The organism is Nocardia sp. NBC_00881, from assembly GCF_045207455.1.
In the GTDB taxonomy this organism is placed as follows: domain Bacteria; phylum Actinomycetota; class Actinomycetes; order Mycobacteriales; family Mycobacteriaceae; genus Nocardia.
This window is the reverse complement of the sequence record NZ_CP108798.1, coordinates 6,285,838-6,302,933: the sequence shown is the minus strand read 5'-3', so window position 1 is coordinate 6,302,933 and position 17,096 is coordinate 6,285,838. Positions and strand designations below refer to the sequence as shown.

General features: G+C 65.0%; 19 protein-coding genes. 9 read left to right on the top strand and 10 right to left on the bottom strand.

Features of this window, described 5'->3' with window-relative positions:
- Nucleotides 1–2: 2 nt before the first annotated feature.
- The 3 genes from OH799_RS27230 to OH799_RS27220 all read right to left on the bottom strand — a co-directional run bounded on the left by OH799_RS27230 (nt 3) and on the right by OH799_RS27220 (nt 2,198).
- Complete coding sequence (locus OH799_RS27230) at nt 3–767, bottom strand: ABC transporter permease (RefSeq protein ID WP_357262905.1); 765 nt, start codon at nt 765–767, stop codon at nt 3–5.
- A 295-nt stretch (nt 768–1,062) separates the two neighbouring features.
- Entirely contained in the window at nt 1,063–1,965 is a 903-nt protein-coding gene (locus OH799_RS27225; protein ID WP_406269665.1) for a 3-oxoacyl-ACP reductase, read from the bottom strand.
- 44 nt (nt 1,966–2,009) lie between these two features.
- Nucleotides 2,010–2,198: a ferredoxin gene (locus OH799_RS27220; protein WP_357262899.1), complete on the bottom strand. Its 189-nt coding sequence runs from the start codon at nt 2,196–2,198 to the stop codon at nt 2,010–2,012.
- Between the two features lie 208 nt (nt 2,199–2,406).
- Between OH799_RS27220 and OH799_RS27215 the strand changes: the two genes are divergently transcribed.
- Both OH799_RS27215 and OH799_RS27210 read left to right on the top strand, forming a co-directional pair.
- Nucleotides 2,407–3,600: an acyl-CoA dehydrogenase family protein gene (locus tag OH799_RS27215; protein ID WP_406269661.1), complete on the top strand. Its 1,194-nt coding sequence runs from the start codon at nt 2,407–2,409 to the stop codon at nt 3,598–3,600.
- A 20-nt stretch (nt 3,601–3,620) separates the two neighbouring features.
- Nucleotides 3,621–4,742 (top strand): acyl-CoA dehydrogenase family protein, encoded by a 1,122-nt coding sequence (locus OH799_RS27210; RefSeq protein ID WP_406269658.1) that lies wholly within the window; start codon nt 3,621–3,623, stop codon nt 4,740–4,742.
- Between the two features lie 62 nt (nt 4,743–4,804).
- Here OH799_RS27210 and OH799_RS27205 read toward each other — a convergent pair whose 3' ends face one another.
- Genes OH799_RS27205 through OH799_RS27195 form a run of 3 tightly spaced genes read right to left on the bottom strand, consistent with a single transcriptional unit; the run spans nt 4,805 to nt 6,000 of the window.
- Nucleotides 4,805–5,176 carry a type II toxin-antitoxin system death-on-curing family toxin gene (locus tag OH799_RS27205; RefSeq protein WP_406282643.1) on the bottom strand — a complete coding sequence of 124 codons (372 nt, stop codon included), beginning with the start codon at nt 5,174–5,176 and terminating at the stop codon, nt 4,805–4,807.
- The gene (locus OH799_RS27200; protein ID WP_406269656.1) at nt 5,173–5,370 is read right to left on the bottom strand and encodes an antitoxin Phd; all 198 of its coding nucleotides are present in this window, start codon (nt 5,368–5,370) and stop codon (nt 5,173–5,175) included. The genes OH799_RS27205 and OH799_RS27200 overlap by 4 nt, the downstream gene beginning before the upstream one ends.
- Nucleotides 5,371–5,412: 42 nt before the next feature.
- Entirely contained in the window at nt 5,413–6,000 is a 588-nt protein-coding gene (locus OH799_RS27195) for a TetR family transcriptional regulator (RefSeq protein ID WP_406269653.1), read from the bottom strand.
- 101 nt (nt 6,001–6,101) lie between these two features.
- Here OH799_RS27195 and OH799_RS27190 point away from each other — a divergent pair, with 101 nt between their 5' ends.
- On the top strand, nt 6,102–7,289 hold the full coding sequence (locus tag OH799_RS27190) for an FAD-dependent monooxygenase (protein WP_406269650.1): 1,188 nt from the start codon (nt 6,102–6,104) through the stop codon (nt 7,287–7,289).
- A 79-nt stretch (nt 7,290–7,368) separates the two neighbouring features.
- Nucleotides 7,369–7,833 carry a hypothetical protein gene (locus OH799_RS27185; RefSeq protein WP_406269647.1) on the top strand — a complete coding sequence of 155 codons (465 nt, stop codon included), beginning with the start codon at nt 7,369–7,371 and terminating at the stop codon, nt 7,831–7,833.
- Nucleotides 7,834–8,241: 408 nt separating this feature from the next.
- Here the strand turns inward: OH799_RS27185 and OH799_RS27180 are convergent, their stop codons facing one another.
- Nucleotides 8,242–9,891, bottom strand: a complete 1,650-nt coding sequence (locus OH799_RS27180) for an acyl-CoA synthetase (protein WP_406269644.1) — start codon at nt 9,889–9,891, stop codon at nt 8,242–8,244.
- A gap of 59 nt (nt 9,892–9,950) precedes the next feature.
- On the opposite strand from OH799_RS27180, the gene OH799_RS27175 reads away from it, so the two are divergent.
- Nucleotides 9,951–10,733 carry a crotonase/enoyl-CoA hydratase family protein gene (locus tag OH799_RS27175; protein ID WP_406269641.1) on the top strand — a complete coding sequence of 261 codons (783 nt, stop codon included), beginning with the start codon at nt 9,951–9,953 and terminating at the stop codon, nt 10,731–10,733.
- Between the two features lie 141 nt (nt 10,734–10,874).
- Here OH799_RS27175 and OH799_RS27170 read toward each other — a convergent pair whose 3' ends face one another.
- On the bottom strand, nt 10,875–11,294 hold the full coding sequence (locus OH799_RS27170) for a VOC family protein (protein WP_406269638.1): 420 nt from the start codon (nt 11,292–11,294) through the stop codon (nt 10,875–10,877).
- Nucleotides 11,295–11,478: 184 nt separating this feature from the next.
- Here OH799_RS27170 and OH799_RS27165 point away from each other — a divergent pair, with 184 nt between their 5' ends.
- The 4 genes from OH799_RS27165 to OH799_RS27150 all read left to right on the top strand — a co-directional run bounded on the left by OH799_RS27165 (nt 11,479) and on the right by OH799_RS27150 (nt 14,189).
- Entirely contained in the window at nt 11,479–12,474 is a 996-nt protein-coding gene (locus OH799_RS27165; RefSeq protein WP_406269636.1) for a sigma-70 family RNA polymerase sigma factor, read from the top strand.
- A 380-nt stretch (nt 12,475–12,854) separates the two neighbouring features.
- Entirely contained in the window at nt 12,855–13,316 is a 462-nt protein-coding gene (locus OH799_RS27160) for an NUDIX domain-containing protein (RefSeq protein WP_406269633.1), read from the top strand.
- A 389-nt stretch (nt 13,317–13,705) separates the two neighbouring features.
- On the top strand, nt 13,706–13,936 hold the full coding sequence (locus OH799_RS27155; RefSeq protein WP_406269630.1) for an NUDIX domain-containing protein: 231 nt from the start codon (nt 13,706–13,708) through the stop codon (nt 13,934–13,936).
- A complete protein-coding gene (locus OH799_RS27150) occupies nt 13,881–14,189 on the top strand; it encodes an NUDIX hydrolase (RefSeq protein ID WP_406269627.1) in 309 nt (102 codons plus the stop codon). The genes OH799_RS27155 and OH799_RS27150 overlap by 56 nt, the downstream gene beginning before the upstream one ends.
- A gap of 88 nt (nt 14,190–14,277) precedes the next feature.
- Here OH799_RS27150 and OH799_RS27145 read toward each other — a convergent pair whose 3' ends face one another.
- A complete protein-coding gene (locus OH799_RS27145; protein WP_406269623.1) occupies nt 14,278–15,834 on the bottom strand; it encodes an acyl-CoA synthetase in 1,557 nt (518 codons plus the stop codon).
- 25 nt (nt 15,835–15,859) lie between these two features.
- Complete coding sequence (locus tag OH799_RS27140) at nt 15,860–16,894, bottom strand: LLM class F420-dependent oxidoreductase (protein ID WP_406269620.1); 1,035 nt, start codon at nt 16,892–16,894, stop codon at nt 15,860–15,862.
- Nucleotides 16,895–17,096: the final 202 nt, after the last annotated feature.

Here is a 17,096-nt window from a genome sequence, read left to right as displayed (position 1 = left end):
CGTCACCGCGCCGTGAACTTGATGCCGACGGCGGTGACCACCACGTTCACTACGAACAAGGCCATAAAAGCGAAGACTACGGTCTGATTCACCGCATCACCGACACTCTTCGGTCCACCTTTGACATTCAGGCCCAGATAACAGGCGACCAGCCCCGCGATCAGCCCGAACAATCCGGCTTTCACCTCGGAAATGATCAGCTCGGGCAGATGAGTGAGCAATGTGATGCCATTGACGAACGCGCCGGGATTCACGTCCTGCAGATATACCGAGAACAGAAACCCTCCGACGATACCGATGGTGCACACCAGGCTGTTGAGCATCAGCGCGACGAACATCGAGGCGAGCACCCGCGGCACCACCAGGCGGTGCACCGGGTTGATACCGAGCACCCGCATCGCGTCGATTTCCTCGCGAATGGTGCGGGCGCCGAGGTCGGCGCAGATCGCGGTGGCACCGGCGCCCGCGACGATGAGCACGGTGACGATCGGCCCCACCTGAGTGACCGAGCCGAACGCCGCGCCGGCGCCGCTGAGGTCGGCCGCGCCGATCTCGCGTAACAGAATGTTCAGCGTGAAGCTCACCAGAACGGTGAACGGAATCGCGACCAACAATGTGGGAACAATCGATACTCGCGCGATGAACCAGGATTGGTCGATGAACTCGCGCCATTGAAAGGGTCTTCGCACGCTGGAACGCGCGACCTCGGCGGTGAGTTCGAAGAACCCACCGACGGCCCGCAATGGCACGGCAAGGACCTCGTTCATCCGCGATCCTCCTTGCTCAACTGCGTATACAGCTCACGGCACGGACGTCCACCGTGGCCGCACCGCCTCAACGATTAGAACACGTTCACCGTGCTGCCGGAAGTCTTTCAACACATTTGAAGTGCTATTTATCTGAAGATCGGCATTCAAATTGAAACCGGTGTCAGTACGGAAAGATCCCACCCTTGTGAGGCGTCACACGTTCCGCAAGCACATGTCTACCAAGTGCTGAACTCATGATCAACAGTTGGACGATTGACCAGTAGCACATCGGCGCCGTCCTCCGACGAACGGCTCATCCCAAATCGATGAGCGAGGAGGCGGAGAATGTCCGTCCGGCCGGACGCTCGGCGAAGTAGCCACTCAACGTGTCCGCCAGGTCGTCCACCGACCACTGACCGCCCGCGGCGTCGAACCGGCGCTCCACGACCGGTGCCGCCATGAGCGCGACCATCGCCCCGTACACCACGAACAGCTGCCCGTTGACCGCGTCGGCGGCGGGCGAAGCGAGATAGGCGACCAGCCGGGCCACATGATCGGGCGACAGCGGGTCGATCTCCCCCTCAGGGGCGGCACTGAACACCGCCTCTGTCATCGCGGTCCGCGCCCGCGGCGCGATCGCGTTGGCACGCACGCCGTAGCGCGACAGCGCCCGCGCTGCCGAGAGGGTGAGCGCGGTGATGCCCGCCTTCGCGGCGCCATAGTTGGCCTGCCCCTCCGGTCCGAGCAACCCCGCCTCCGAGGAAGTGTTGACGAGCCTGCCGTAGACCGGAGCACCCACCTCCTTGGATTTGCCGCGCCAATACGCGGCCGCGTTGCGCGACAACAGGAAATGACCGCGCAAATGAACCGCGAGCACCGCGTCGAAGTCCTCGTCGGACATATTGAACAGCATTCGGTCGCGGGTGATACCCGCGTTGTTGACCACGATGTCTACCGAGCCGAAGGCTTCCTCCGCAGTGCCGATCAGCGCATCGGCAGTGACGCGCTCGGCAATGCTGCCCGCGACGAACTCCGCCTTTGCCCCCAACGCGCGAATCTCGGCGAGGGTATCGGCCACCGAGTCCGATTCCGACAAGTCGTTGACCACGACCGAAGCACCCGCTCCGGCCAGCGCGAGCGCTTCGGCCCGCCCAAGTCCGGCGCCGCCGCCGGTCACGATCGCCACTCGGCCCGCAAGGCTCAGATCTTTGCTCACGCGGCCGACTTTAGAACGTGTTCCAACTTCCGGCAAGGGTCGGGCTACTGCAGACGCAGCGCCGCCTTCGGACATTGCGCGACGGCGTCCTCCACCGCGGCGAGCCGATCGGCGGACACCTCGGCCTCCGCGATGTGCAGCACGTCGTCATCGTCGAGTTCGAACACGTCGGGGGCGATTCCGACACAGATCCCGTTCGCTTCACATTGGTCCAGATCGACACTGACTTTCATGAGAACTCCTTTACCAACGCCGTGCTCGAAGCCTAACAAGCCGAGGCGACCGACCGGGTCGGCATCGACCCGTTCCACTCCCAATACTGGAACATGTTTCAGTCGATATGCAATGATCGAGAGAACCCGAAACGACGAAGGCTCGGTCCTACCCACCCCGCCGACTCCGCAAGCTCCGTCGGCTGACCATCCCCCATGAGGTATTGCCATGCGCATTGCGTACACGCCGCAACAGGAGGAGCTACGCGCGGAGCTGCGCGACTACTTCGCGCGGCTCATCACCCCGGAGCGCCGAGCGGCGCTGAGCGCGCAGACCGGCGAGTACGGGCAGGGCAACGTCTACCGCGAGGTCGTCCAGGAGATGGGCCGTGACGGCTGGCTGGCGCTCGGATGGCCCAAGGAGTACGGCGGCCAGGACCGCCCGACCATGGACCAGCTGATCTTCACCGACGAGGCCGCGATCGCGGGCGCGCCGGTGCCGTTCCTGACCATCAACTCGGTCGCGCCGACGATCATGCACTACGGCAGCGAGGAGCAGAAGAAGTTCTTCCTCCCCAAGATCGCGGCCGGTGAGCTGCACTTCGCCATCGGCTATTCCGAACCGGGCGCGGGCACCGACCTGGCCAGCCTGCGCACCACCGCCGTGCGCGACGGCGACGACTACGTGATCAACGGCCAAAAGATGTGGACGAGCCTGATCGCCTACGCCGACTACGTCTGGCTGGCTGTGCGCACCGATCCGACGGCCAAGAAGCACAAGGGCATCAGCATGCTCATCGTGCCGACCACGGCCGAGGGCTTCTCCTGGACCCCCGTGCACACCATGGCGGGCCCGGACACCAGCGCCACCTATTACCAGGACGTCCGGGTGCCCGCGAGTGCGCTGGTCGGTCAGGAGAACGGCGGCTGGGCGCTGATCACCAACCAGCTCAACCACGAGCGCGTCGCGCTCACCTCGGCCGGGCCGCTGGCGCTGGCCCTGCGTCAGACCGTGGAGTGGGCGAGCAACACCAAGGCCGGCGACGGCTCGCGGGTGATCGACCGGGAATGGGTACAGCTCAACCTCGCCAAGGTGCACGCCAAGGTCGAGTACCTGGAGCTGCTGAACTGGGAGATCGCCGGCCGGGCCGATGCGGGCGGCGACGCGGCTCCGCGTCCGTGGGACGCCTCGACCTGCAAGGTGTACGGCACCGAGCTGGCCACCGAGGCCTACCGCCTGCTCATGGAGGTCCTGGGTCCGCAGGCCTATCTGCGCCAGGACTCCCCCGGCGCCGAACTTCGCGGGCGGCTGGAGCGGATGCACCGGGCCGCGCTCATCCTGACCTTCGGCGGCGGCACCAACGAGGTCCAGCGCGACATCATCGCCATGACCGCCCTTAAGCAGCCTGCCGCGGCGCGCTGATCGAAAGCAGGTAGACCACCATGGATTTCACTCCTACCGAAGCCCAACTGGATCTCGCTCGGCTGACCGGCGAGGTGTGCGGCAAGCTGGTCACCGCCGACCGGCTGCGCGAACTCGACACGGCCGGCGGGGGCGGCGGGGCGGGAACGAACACCGAGCGGTTCGACGAGACGCTGTGGAGTTCGCTCGCCGAGACCGGCGTGCTCGCGGCGGCCCTGCCCGAGTCGGTCGGTGGCAGCGACCTCGGCCCGCTCGAACAGACCGCCATCCTGCGTGAGCTGGGCAAGCATGTCGCGGCCGTGCCGTATCTGTGGTCGATCGTCGTCGGCGCGGGTGCGCTGGCCCGGTTCGGCGATGCGGCGCAACAAGATCGAGCCGCCCGGGCCGGTGCGGGCAGCATCATCCTCACCGCGGCGCTGGCCGAGGAGCGCAATTGGGAGCCCACCCAGCCGACCACCACCGCGGTCGAAACCGACGGCGGCTGGCGGCTCACCGGCGCCAAGACCACCGTGCCCTTCGCCGAGCGAGCCGAGCGAATCCTGGTTCCCGCCACGGTGTCCGGCGCAACGGCGGTCTTTCTCGTCGATCCCGCTGCCGCGACCGTGACGGCCCAGCAGGTCGTCGACCGCAGCCCGGAGTTCGCCGTCGAATTCACCGATACGCCGGCCGAACTGGTCGGTGGCGTGGCCGACGGCGCGGAGATCCTGGACTGGATCCTCGCCCGCGCCTGGCTGGGCCTGAGCGCCCTGCAGCTCGGGACCGTGGAGCGGGCGCTCGAGCTCGTCGCCGAGTACGCGAGGGAGCGTACGCAGTTCGGCAAGGCAGTCGGCAGCTTCCAGGCCGTCGCCCAGCGCCTCGCCGACGCTTACATCGACGTCCAGGGCCTGCGCCTGACCGTGACCAAGGCCGCGTGGTTACTGTCGGAGAACCTGCCCGCGGCCGAAGCCGTGCACACCGCCAAGTTCTGGGCGGCGGACGCGGGCCACCGAGTCGCGCACACCGTCGTCCACGTGCACGGCGGCGTCGGCATCGACCGCGACCACATCGTGCACAACTACTTCACCGCGGCAAAGCACAACGAGTTCGCCCTCGGCACGGGCACCGATCACCTGCGCGCGCTCGGCGCGCTGCTGGCCACGTAACCGAGATCTCGAATCGGCCCGCATGGCATCTTGCCTGCGGGCCGATTCGCTTGTCCCGGCCGTCAGCCTTCGAACTTCGCCAAATGCTCGGCAATCGCCGGTACGTCCAGGGCACCCTGACATACCGCGAGGACGAATCGCTCGGCGTCGTCGACGTCGAAGTGTGCATTCAGCGGATGGCCGTTGATCTGCAGGAAAACCCAGGTCGCGTACCATGCCAATCGCTTGTTGCCATCGACCAAGCCGTGGTTGCGTGCGATCGATTCCATCAGCGCGGCAGCCTTCTGCCACACCTCCGGGTAGGCGTCCTGGCCGAATACGCTGGACTGCGGTCGAGCAAGAGCCGAGTCGAGCAGGCCGTAGTCACGGACCGCCGGAGTACCCAGCCGCTCAGGGAGACTCAGCAGTTCAGGCAGCGTCAGGTACTCCATCAGGCCAGCCTCCGGTTCAGCTCCTCACTGACTCGCAGGACGTGATCAGCAGCCTCGTTGAAGAGTCTGGAATGCTCATTGATCGCCTTGATGACAGCGTCGTGGACGAACTGCTGCATACTGCGGCCCTCCGCCTCCGCACGTCCGCGCAAGGCCGCGAGCTCCGCCTCGGAAAACCGAATGTTCAGACCAGCCATTGCTCGATGGTACCGCGCGGTACCGCCTGACACCGACCGGATTCAATCGGCCGGAGTCGACATCAAGTAGCGCTGAAGCGTGGGGGCCATGTCGGCGATGAGCTGGGTGGGGGTCATGACAACCACCGGGGGCAGACGCAGGACGTAGCGACAAAGGGCCAGTCCGAGGAGCTGCGTGACTACGAGGCCACCCCGGCGGGGCGCGTCGGCGGGATCGCCGAAGCGCAGGACAGCGGGCAATACCTGCTGGGCGAAGATCGTCCGGACCCGCTCGGTGACCGCGTCGTCGGCGATCGACGAGCGCAGCAGGGTGAGCAGCACCTCCCGGTTCGGCTGCTCCTCCCAAATTGCCAGAAAGCGGCGAACCAGCAACTCCCCCAGAGCCTTCGGCTCGGCCGCGCCCAGGTCGGGCAGTTCCAGATCGATGTCGACCGCGGCTGCGAACAGGCCATCTTTGCTGCCGAAGTACCGCATGACCATGGACGGATCGATGTCCGCGTCGGCGGCGATGGCACGGATGGTCGCCCTGCGGAAGCCCTCGGCGGCGAAGCGGGAGCGGGCGGCCTCGAGAATCGCGGCACGCGTCGCGTCCGAGCGGCGCACGGGGGGTTGATCGGGCTCGATAGGCATGCCAACAAGTGTAGGCCAACAACTGTTGACTTACCAGCCAGGGCGAAGTTACAGTTATGCCAACAAGCGTTGACCTACAGACGTTGACACGAGGAGTCCCGATGAACGCCATTCCGAACCCGTTGCCCCCGACCACTTCCGTGGTGATCGTCGGCGCGGGCCCCGCCGGACTGACCGCCGCCATCACCTTGGCCGACGCGGGCCTGGATTTCGTCCTGCTCGATCGGCTCACCGAAGGTGCCAACACCTCACGCGCCGCAGTGGTGCACGCCAGGACATTGGAGGTCCTCGAGCAGCTCGGCATCGCCGAGGAACTGGTCTCGACGGGAATCGTCGTACCGCGCTTCACCGTTCACGATGGTGGCCGCACACTGGCCACCATCCAGTTCGACGGACTTCCGACGCGCTACCCGTACACTCTGATGACTCCGCAGGACACCACCGAGGCGGTCCTGCTGAAGCGCCTGCGGAAGGCGGGCGGCGAGGTGCACCGACCCTACGTGGTAAGCCGGGTGATCGACGAAACCGACGGCGTAACGGTCGAATACACCGACGCCGCAGGCGCAGAGGGCAGTATCCGCGCCGACTACGTGATCGGCGCCGACGGCATGCACAGCATCGTCCGCGAAGCGGCCGGAATCGGGTTCACCGGTGCCACCTACGCGGAATCCTTCGTCCTCGCCGACGTGCGGATGGACTGGCCGATCGCCCGCGACGAAGTGGCGCTGCATCTTTCGCCGGAAGGTGTCACCGTGGTCGCGCCGCTGCCGGACGACCACGAACCCAACCGCTACCGGGTGGTGGCCACCCTGGAGACGGCGCCCGAGCGCCCGACCGTCGAGGACATTCAAGCCATCCTGGACACACGCGGCCCCGGCGGCCAGGTGAAAGTCCGCGAAGTGTTGTGGAGCTCGCGCTTCCGGGTGCACCACCGGGTCGCCGACCACTACCGCGCGGGCCGCATCCTGCTCGCGGGTGACGCCGCCCACGTGCACAGCCCTGCCGGCGGCCAAGGCATGAACACCGGCATCCAGGACGCGGCCGCGCTCGGCCCGCTGCTGACGCGGGTACTGGCGGGCGAGCCGGACACGCTACTGGACAGCTACGAAGCGACCCGCCGCCCTGTCGCGCTCGGCGTCGTCTCGTTCACCGACCGGATGACGAAGATGGCGACCGTGCGTCCGCGCCCGGCACGCCTGCTGCGCAACCTGACGCTCTCGACACTGGGCCGAATCCCCGCCTTTCGCTACCGCCTGGCCTTCCAACTCGCCGAACTGGCAAACCGCTGAACTGCGCCGACAAGTCATCGATACGTCGCCAGACACCGGAATAACTGAACTACTTCAGAACTTACCGTAGGATGGTGACATGGCCACCAAAAGCTTTCCGTTCAGCGACCTGATTCGTAAGCAGACGTCGGTGTTCCCAGCTCTCGACGACGCCGATGTCATCCTCGAACGCCGCGACGCCGAGAACCTGGTGTTGTCCAGGTCCGAGCGATTCGAGGCCAAGGAAACGGCGGTGCGACTGCTTGCCCGAACGATCGCCATCATCGCAAAATCGAACCGGAGCCTGGCGGAAGAAGTCTTCGCGGAGGAGCTACCGTGGCTCAAGTGGCTGCCCGATACGGGCCGTGCAGAGGCGGCCGCCGAGCTGCTCGACCATTTGATCGCGGGAGCCGATACGGGCCTGTTCACTCCGTTCGCTCGGGATCTCGTTGCCTGGCAACACACGGCTGAGGTCTACGCACAGCCGGAGCTGGCACGTCGACTGACCGGCCCGTTCGACCCTTCGGAATTCACCGAGATAACCCGTCCAGGAAATGCGGAATGAAGCTCCGCAGAGGCGACGAGGTCCCGCGGCCCAACCCCTGGCGAATTGTTCTGCACGACCTGAACGCAGCACGGGGTTGGGCCGATCTACTTGCCCAGGCACCAGGAAATCTGGACCGAGCCCGGGTCGACATCACCAGCGACCCACGGAGCGTCGCCAACCCTTCGCGGCAGCACCGACTGAAATTCGGCCTCACATCAATCAAGTTGGGCGATACAGAATTAGAGCAGTGGCAATACGAGATCACCGGCGGTGGCCGAATCTGGTACGCGATAGATGATGCCAACCGGATTCTGTACCTGACACTCGCTGGTACCGGTCACCCAAAGCAGACCGACCGTCGACGGTGACGCTCTAGTCGAGGCGCGCCGCAGGGCCGGCGGTCAGTTCGCAATGGCCGATCACGTTCTACTTCGAACTCGCCTCCGTGTGCTCGTCGGCGGGACGTGCCTGGGTCTGCTCCTTCGCCCAGCGGTAGTCGGGCTTGCCTGCGGGCGAGCGCTTGATTTCGTCGACGAACCACAGGCTGCGCGGTTGCTTGTAGGACGCGATCTCCTGGGAGAGCATCGGACGCAGTTCCGCCAAGGTCGGCCGGTTCTCGGTGCGGCATTGCACCACGGCGACGACCCGTTGACCCCACCGCTCGTCGTCGACGCCGACCACTAGCGCGTCGAAGATCTCCGGGTGCGTCTTGAGCGCACCCTCGACCTCCTCGGGGTAGATCTTCTCGCCGCCACTGTTGATGCTGACCGATCCGCGGCCGAGCATAGTGACGCTGCCGTCCTCCTCGACCCTCGCGAAGTCGCCGGGGATGGCGTAACGAATCCCGTTGAACTCCTTGAAAGTCGCCGCGGTCTTCACCTCGTCCTTGTAGTAGCCGAGCGGAATGTGCCCGCGCCTGGCCAGAATGCCGACCATGCCGGATCCGGGCTGCACGGGATTGCCGTCGTCGTCGAGCACATCGGTGGAGGCGTCGATCTTCACCCGGGGGCCTCCGGTGTGTGTCGCGCCCTTGGCCACGATGGACAGCCCACCGAAGCCGGTCTCCGAGGAGCCGATCGAGTCGGAGATCATCCGGTTCGGCAGCAGCTCCAGGAACTGGTCCTTGAGCGCGGGCGAGAAAAGCGCCGCGCTGCTGGCCATCACGTACAGGCTTGAAAGGTCATACGGCTGGCCGGTTTCCGGGTTGCCCTCGATCAGTGCGTCCAGCATCGGGCGGGCCATCGCGTCACCGGTGATGAAGATGAGGTTGATCTTGTGCTTGTCGATGGCCTGCCACACCCCGTGCCCGGAGAATTCCGGCATCATCACGGCCTTGCCGCCGCCGAACAGACTGTGGAAGGTGGCCCACTGCGCGCCGCCGTGAATCATCGGCGGGATCGGGAACCGCACCATGGCCGGGTTGCCCGCGCCCACTTTCGCCAACTCCCATTCGTCCTGGACGTATTCGCCGGTGACGAAGTTGATCCCCGCGCCGAGCACGCGCCACACATCCTCCTGGCGCCACATCACTCCCTTGGGCATGCCGGTGGTGCCGCCGGTATAGAGCATGTACAGGTCGTCCGGGGAACGATCACCGAAGTCGCGCTCGCCCGAGGACTGCGCGAGCACCGCTTCGTACTCCACCGAATCGGCTGCGGTGGGGATCGTTCCGGCCGTATCGTCGTCCACGACGACAACGGTGTGCAGCGTCGGGGTGTTCGGGCGGACCGCGGACACCTTGTCGCTGTAGCGGCGCTCGTGGATCAGCGCGACCATGTCCGAATTGTCGAAGATGTACTGCAACTCGTTCTCGACATATCGGTAGTTCACGTTGATCATCACGGCGCGCGCCTTGAAGATCGCGACCATCGCCTCGACGGCCTCGATCGTGTTGCGTGAGTAGATGCCCACCTTCTCGCCCGGACGGACTCCCCGTTCTTGCAGGTAGTGAGCGAGTTTATTGGCCCGCTCCTCCAGTTGGGCGAAGGTGACCTCGCGGCCGTCGTCGGCCAGCGCGACGCGGTCGGGCATCAGGTCGATGGCATGTTCGACAAGGTCCGCTATGTTGTAGCTCACAGTCTTAAAAATAGAACGTGTTACTGTTTCTGACAAGGCTCGAAGTCAGGAGATCAGCAATGCCGCACTGCCTCGTCGAGAAGCGCGACCATGTCCTCATCGTGACCATGAACCGGCCCGAGGCGCGCAACGCGCTGTCGGCGGAGATGATGGCGATCATGCGTGACGCCTGGGACCAGGCGGACAACGATCCGGATATCCGGGTGGCGATCCTGACCGGCGCGGGCGGCGCGTTCTGCGCGGGCGCCGACCTCAAGGCGATGACCTCCCAGCACCCCGGCGATTCGTTCGCGGGCGGCGGCTGGGATCTGTCCAAGATCGAGGCGCTGCTCAAGGGCCGCAGGCTGACCAAGCCGCTGATCGCGGCCGTCGAGGGTCCCGCCATCGCGGGCGGCACCGAGATCCTGCAGGGCACCGACATCAGAGTGGCCGGCGAAAGCGCGAAATTCGGGGTGTCCGAGGCACGGTGGGGTCTGTTCCCACTAGGCGGCTCCGCGGTGCGACTGGTCCGCCAGATTCCCTACACCGTGGCCGCGGACATCCTGCTGACCGGCCGGCACGTCACCGCCGCGGAGGCCAAGGAAATCGGCCTGATCGGACACGTGGTGCCGGACGGAACAGCACTGGACAAGGCACTGGAACTCGCCGCGCAGATCGCCGCCAACGGACCACTGGCGGTGCAGGCCATCCTGCGCACCATCCGGGAAACCGAGGCCATGACAGAGGAAGACGCATTCAAGATCGACGCCGAACTCGGTACGGCGGTATTCCGTTCGGCCGACGCCAAAGAGGGCCCGAAGGCGTTCACGGAGAAGCGCAAGCCAACCTTCACAGGCAACTGAGAGCACCGCTTCAGCGGCGCGAGCACGGGCCCGAAGGCGGCCCCGGAGCGTAACCACAAAGGGACCCGGGAGCACCGCCAGTCGGAAACCGAGAGCACAACGCCCCCGCTGCGCGCACGCATCGGGGGCCCCGCACCAGGCTCAGTCGGCGCCCGGGTAGTCCATCCAGAACGGCTCCCACTGATGGCCGTCCGGATCGATGAAGGTGCGGCCATGCATGCCGACCTGCGCCTCCTGCGCCCGCTTATCCTCGTTCACCTCTTCGGTCCCGCCCGCGGCCAGCGCGGCAGCGGTAAGGCTGTCGACCTCCTCAGCACTACCGAGCGCGAGCGCGTACGCGGCATTGATCGCCGCCTTCGTATCGGCCACCGGCCGCTTGCTGAAGGTGGTGAAGAAATCCTTGGTGAGGAGCATCAGGCAGATGTTGTCGTCGACCACGATGCAGGCGGCGTTGTCGTCGGTGAACTCCTGATTGACCTTCCAGCCCAGCGCTTCATAGAAGCCCTTCGACCGGTTCAGGTCGGCTACGGGGAGATTGACGAAGATCATCTTGCTGCTCATTGGCCACTTCCTCTCAAGCGAGTTCGTTCGTGTCACTGGCTATGACGGCGGCGGGACGGCGAATTCATCGCCGAGGTGTACGTGACGCACCGCATAGCGCAGATAGGTTTAATGATCTTGATCTTCGCAGGTAGGCGCGTCGAAGACCTGTTCTGTGTCGGTGGCCTGTGGCATGGTGACAGCCATGAACGACTCGTCCGGCTCCCCCGCCGGCCTCGCTCCCGATGTGCTTGCCGCGTTCGAGACCCATCGCAGAGAGTTGTGCGCCTACGCCTACCGGATGCTCGGCTCCTCCTTCGAGGCGGAGGACGCGGTCCAGGAGACCTTGACCCGGGCGTGGAAGTCCTATCACTCGTTCGAGGGTCGCGCCAGCCTCCGGTCCTGGCTGTACAAGATCGCCACGAACGTCTGTCTCGACATGATCGACGGCCCGCAACGCAGAGCGCGGCCGATGGATCTGTCCGGCCCGTCCCGGCCCGATTCGCCGCTGCCCGCACCGCAGCCCGACTATGTCTGGGTCGAGCCGATCCCGAACGCGCTGGCCTTCGGCGCCGACCCGGCCGAGCACGCCAGCGCCAAAGACACGCTGCGCCTCGCGTTCGTCGCCGCCTGCCAGCACCTGCCCGCCACCCAGCGCGCGATCCTGATCATGCGTGAGGTGCTGCGATTCTCCGCCAACGAGACCGCCGAGGCGCTCACCATGTCGCCCGCATCCGTGAACAGTGCGCTACAACGGGCGCGCGCCACCATGTCCAAAGTTCAGCCGACGGCCACCGACACCTACGACGAGACCGACGAAGACCAGCGCAGGCTCGTGGACAACTTCGTCAAGGCGTTCGAGGCCTACGACATGGACACGCTCACTACACTGCTGAAAGCTGATGTCGCGCTGTCCATGCCGCCGATCGAGCTGTGGATCTCCGGCCCGGAGAACGTGGCTGCCTTCATGCTCGGCACCGGAGGCGCCTGCCGCGATTCGCGGATGGTCCGGCTCGAGGGCGCCAACGGTCTACCAGCCTTCGGCCACTACAAGCTGGGCGACGAGCCTGGTGTGTGGGTGCCGTGGTCGATCACGGTGCTGGAACTCGACGGCGGCACCATTTCCGGCCTGAACTTCTTCTTGGACACCGAGAAGCTCTTTCCCTTGTTCGGTCTCGCACCGGAACTGCGCGAGGCTTGACCGACTCTCCGCCTATTCAGGCTTCGCTGAGTGCGAATGTGCGAGAGCCGTTCTCGGCCGCGAACGCAGCCGGGTCGCCTTCATCGATCTGCTGCGGAACTCGGCGACTTCAAGACCGTACTCGGCTCCACCGTTGATCTGAATAACGCTCCCGTCGAACGGCGGGTACGTTACCTGCTGGATGTCGCGCGCGCCCACAGCCTGGCAGGTAATCGCGATGATGCGCTCAGCACGATGCTGACCGCTGAGAGAATTGCCCCTGAACAGGTACACCAACATTACTTGAGCAGAAAGGTGGTCGCTACATTGGCACAAAGCACTGTTAGGCAGGTCGAAATCGTCAGGTTGGCGCGTCACGTGAACGCGGTCGAGTCAATCTGATGGACGACCCGGCCGCAAAGTTCGCAACACCTCGACTCGCATCCGGGGCGCTCTTTGTCAATGGTGAAGACGTCTTGCTGGTTCGCAAAACCTACGGCAATCGATGGGATATCCCCGGCGGCTACGTCGACCGAGGAGAATCCCCAGCATCAGCCTGCGAACGCGAACTGCGAGAAGAGTTGGGCCTCAACAGATCTGTCAATCGGCTGCTGGTTCACGACTGGGCACCAAGTGATGCCGAAGGTGACAAAGTACTGTACGTATTCGACTGCGGAGAGCTGGCCGACGACGAGCGCAACATTCACCTCGACGGAATCGAAATCGACAAGACTGAGTGGGTGAATGTGAATAACCTGTCCGACTATGTAATTCAGCGCCTCGCGCGACGTCTGACTTACTCCTACCGCGCGTACACGTCGGACACTGTCATGTACCTTGATCACGGTCAGCCCCGCACTTGAACGTTCCCGCCACGACGAACTCCAGCGAGAGCCGGGTCTGACTATCACCTGGCGCGAACCACATGCGCGCCCGGCCTGGTACGGATTCACGATTCTCTACGAAAGCAAAGCATTCGATGCCGTGCGGGTCGAGCGTTTCCACGCCGCGCTGCAGGCCGAGGGCTGCCGCGAGTTCGATCGGCCTGGATCGACCTGTCCGCTGAATCTGCTATCTCTCCCAAGACCAGGTCCATTGTTTCCAGCTTTCGCTGGCAGGCTGGCTTACGCCCCCGGTGGTGATTACCCACGAGCCGAAGAGCTGCACCACACCACTCTCGAGCTTCCGGTCTGGCATCGAGACGCTCTACAAAGTCATCACCCACCACGCAGACCTGAAAGGATAGGACTCGATGATCGACACCACACTGCTGAAAAAGCTGACCAAAGACGCCCACCGGGACGACGTACAACAACTCGTCGTCGGCGCTGTCGTCCAACACGGCGGCAAAATCTTACTGCTGCGACGCCCCGCTGACGATTTCATGGGAGGGGTCTGGGAACTTCCGAGCGGCAAAGTCGATCCCGGTGAGCCCATCGACCAAGCCCCTGATCCGAGAAGTCCAGGAAGAGACAGGCCTTGACGTCACCTCCATCACGAACTACCTCGGCGAGTTCGACTACCAGTCCGGCAGCGGTAAGAAATGCCGACAGTTCAACTTCACCGTCGACGTCGGTCGTGCCGAGCCTGTCGAAATGACAGAACACGACGCATATACCTGGACCAGTCTGGTCGAGGAACCACCTGTCACAGATGCCGTGAAGCGGGTTCTGGCGCGGTATCGGGAAACAGCTGACTCGACGACCCCGACAAGGACTGACCTGAGTAGGCAGTGAGGGTGACGCCCCTGAACCGCAAGGCATTCAGCGTTAGGCGTCGCCGCGCGGCCGGAACGCAACCACCGCGGATCGGGTGCGCGACAGGCTAGAACGCCGAAACGTAGCGGTCGCGGAGCTTGCGCTTGTAGAGCTTGCCGTTAGGGTCGCGCGGCAGTTCGGGCAGGTAGTCGATCGACTTGGGGATCTTGTACTTCGCCAATTGTGTTGCGGCGAATGCCAGCAGCTCGGCGGTGAGCTCGGCGCTGCCCTCGGTGCCGTCCGTGGGTTGCACGACCGCCTTCACCTCTTGGCCCCAATCGGGGTGCGGGATACCGAAAACCGCCACATCGGCGACCTTCGGATGGGTGATGAGCACGTTCTCGATCTCGGCCGGGTAAATGTTCACCCCGCCGGAGAGGATCAGATCCGAGCGCCGATCGTGCAGGTAGAGGTAGCCGTCCTCGTCGAGGTGTCCGATGTCGCCGACGGTGAAGAGGTCGCCGACACGTGAGTCCTCGGTTTTGGCCTTGTCGTGGTGGTATTCGAAACTCGAAGCGCCCATGCGCATGTAGACCAGGCCGGGCTCGCCGACCGGGACCTCGGAGCCGTCTTCTTCGCTGAGCACCTTGATTACCGACCACGGCCACGCCTTGCCGACCGACCCCGGCTTGCGCAGCCAGTCGGTGCCATTGATCACCGTGCCGCCGCCCTCGGTGGCCGCGTAGTACTCGGTGACCGTCGGGCCCCACCAGTCCAGCATCTGCCGCTTGGTCTCCTGCGGGCACGGCGCGGCGCCGTGCACCATGCTGCGCAGCGAGGACACGTCGTACTTGGCGCGCACCTCATCCGGCAGTGCGAGCAACCGGTGAAACTGCGTGGGCACCATGTGGCTGTGCGTCACCCGATACTTGTCGATCAGCCGCAGCATGTCCTCCGCGTCCCAGCGATCCATCAGAACGAGCTTGTGCCCCAGCTGGATCGAGATGGTGGCGAAGTTCAGCACTGCGGTGTGGTACAGCGGCGAGCCGCAGATGTGCACATTCTCGTCGTAGGGCGCGAGGCCGAAGAGGCCGAAGAACGCGGTGCTCTGCGGCGGGACGACGTCGGGGGCCGCCCCGGTGAGCGGGCGCCGAACGCCCTTGGGCCGCCCCGTCGTTCCGGATGTGTAGAGCATCGGCGCGCCGGTGCTGCGGTTCGATGGACGTCCGGTATCCGCGGCGCCGAGCCAGGCCACCGACTTGAAGCCCTCGATCTCACCCACCGAAAAGCGCGCCGACGCGGGCAGTCCCGCCTCGTCGGCGGCGTCCTTGGCGGCGGCGGCGAACCGATCGCTGACGATGAACGCCTTCGCCTCGCTGTCGGACAGGATGTAGGCCACCTCCGGCCCGGTGAGATGCCAGTTCACCGCGACGATGTACAAACCGGCCTGATAGGCGGCGAAGTAGGCGGCGATCGCCTCGACGCTGTTGTGCACCATGCTCACCAACACGTCGCCGGTTTCCAGGCCGAGCCCCCGCAGACCGGTGGCGTAACGGTTGGCGAGCGTCGCCAATTCGCGATACGTCACGTCCCTGCCCGAGGGATCGACCATCGCGATCCGATCGGGTTCGGCTTGGGCGATGTTCCACAGACCGAGAATTCTCACTGACTCCTGCGTCGTCACCCCATTGAATCTAGAACGCGTTCTACTATTCGACAAGGGGTGCGAGCCGATGCAATTGCGGGATGTCCGGAACCGACACCAGCATCATGGTGACGCCCGCCGCCTCCCACACACCGATTTGTTTGCGGACATACTCCTCGTCGCCGATGATCGCGGTGTCCAGAATCAGCTCGTCCGGCACCATGGCCGCGGCCTCGGCTTTCCTGCCTGCCTGGAACAATCGTCCGATCTCGTCGACCTCGCGCTCATACCCCATGCGCCGATAGACCTGGGCATGAAAGTTCAGCTCGGGCGCCCCCATGCCCCCGATGTAGAGCGCCATGACCCACCGCATCCGGGCCAACTCGCTCGCCGGGTCGTCGGTGATCACCACCTGGCAGCTCGCGGCAATTTCGAAGCTCTCCCTGTCGCGGCGCGCCCCCGCCCGCGCGAATCCCTGGTCGAGCCAGTCGTTGTACATCCCGGCCAGCCTGGGCGCGTAGTAGATAGCCAGCCAGCCGTCGGCGATCTCCGCGGTGAGCGCCACGTTCTTGGGGCCCTCCGCCCCGAGCCAGATCGGCAAATCCGCACGTAGCGGATGCACGATCGGCTTGAGCGGCTTGCCGAGCCCGATCGAGCCCGGCCCGGTGTAGGGCAGCGGATAGTGCGGGCCCTCGCTGGTGACCGGCGCCTCCCGAGCCAGCACCTGCCGGACGATCCCGACGTATTCCCTGGTGCGCTGCAACGGCTTGGCGAACGGCTGACCGTACCAACCTTCGACCACCTGCGGCCCGGAGACGCCGAGGCCGAGAATCGCTCGACCATCGCTGAGATGGTCGAGCGTGAGCGCGTGCATGGCGGTGGCCGCGGGCGTGCGCGCCGACATCTGCACCACCGAGGTGCCGAGGCGAACCCGCCGCGTCGACGAGCCCCACCATGTCAGTGGACCGAAAGCGTCCGACCCCCACGATTCGGCGGCGAACACCGCGTCGAATCCGGCTTCCTCGGCCGCCACCACCAACGCGCCCGCATTTGCGGGCGGCTGGGCCATCCAGTACCCGAGTTGCAATCCGAACTTCACGGCGGACCCCTTTCCGATCAACTGTATTCGATCGACGGTGTGCGCGGGCCCTCCGCGGTTGCGCAAGCCGCCGCCTCCGGGCCCGTCGTTCACACCGCCGCTTGCCACCAGAATAAGAACCTGTTCTACTCGATATCGTGACTCAGTGGAATACTGCATCCACGGCAATCGCCGGTGGGAGTGGCACGGGATCGAACACCGC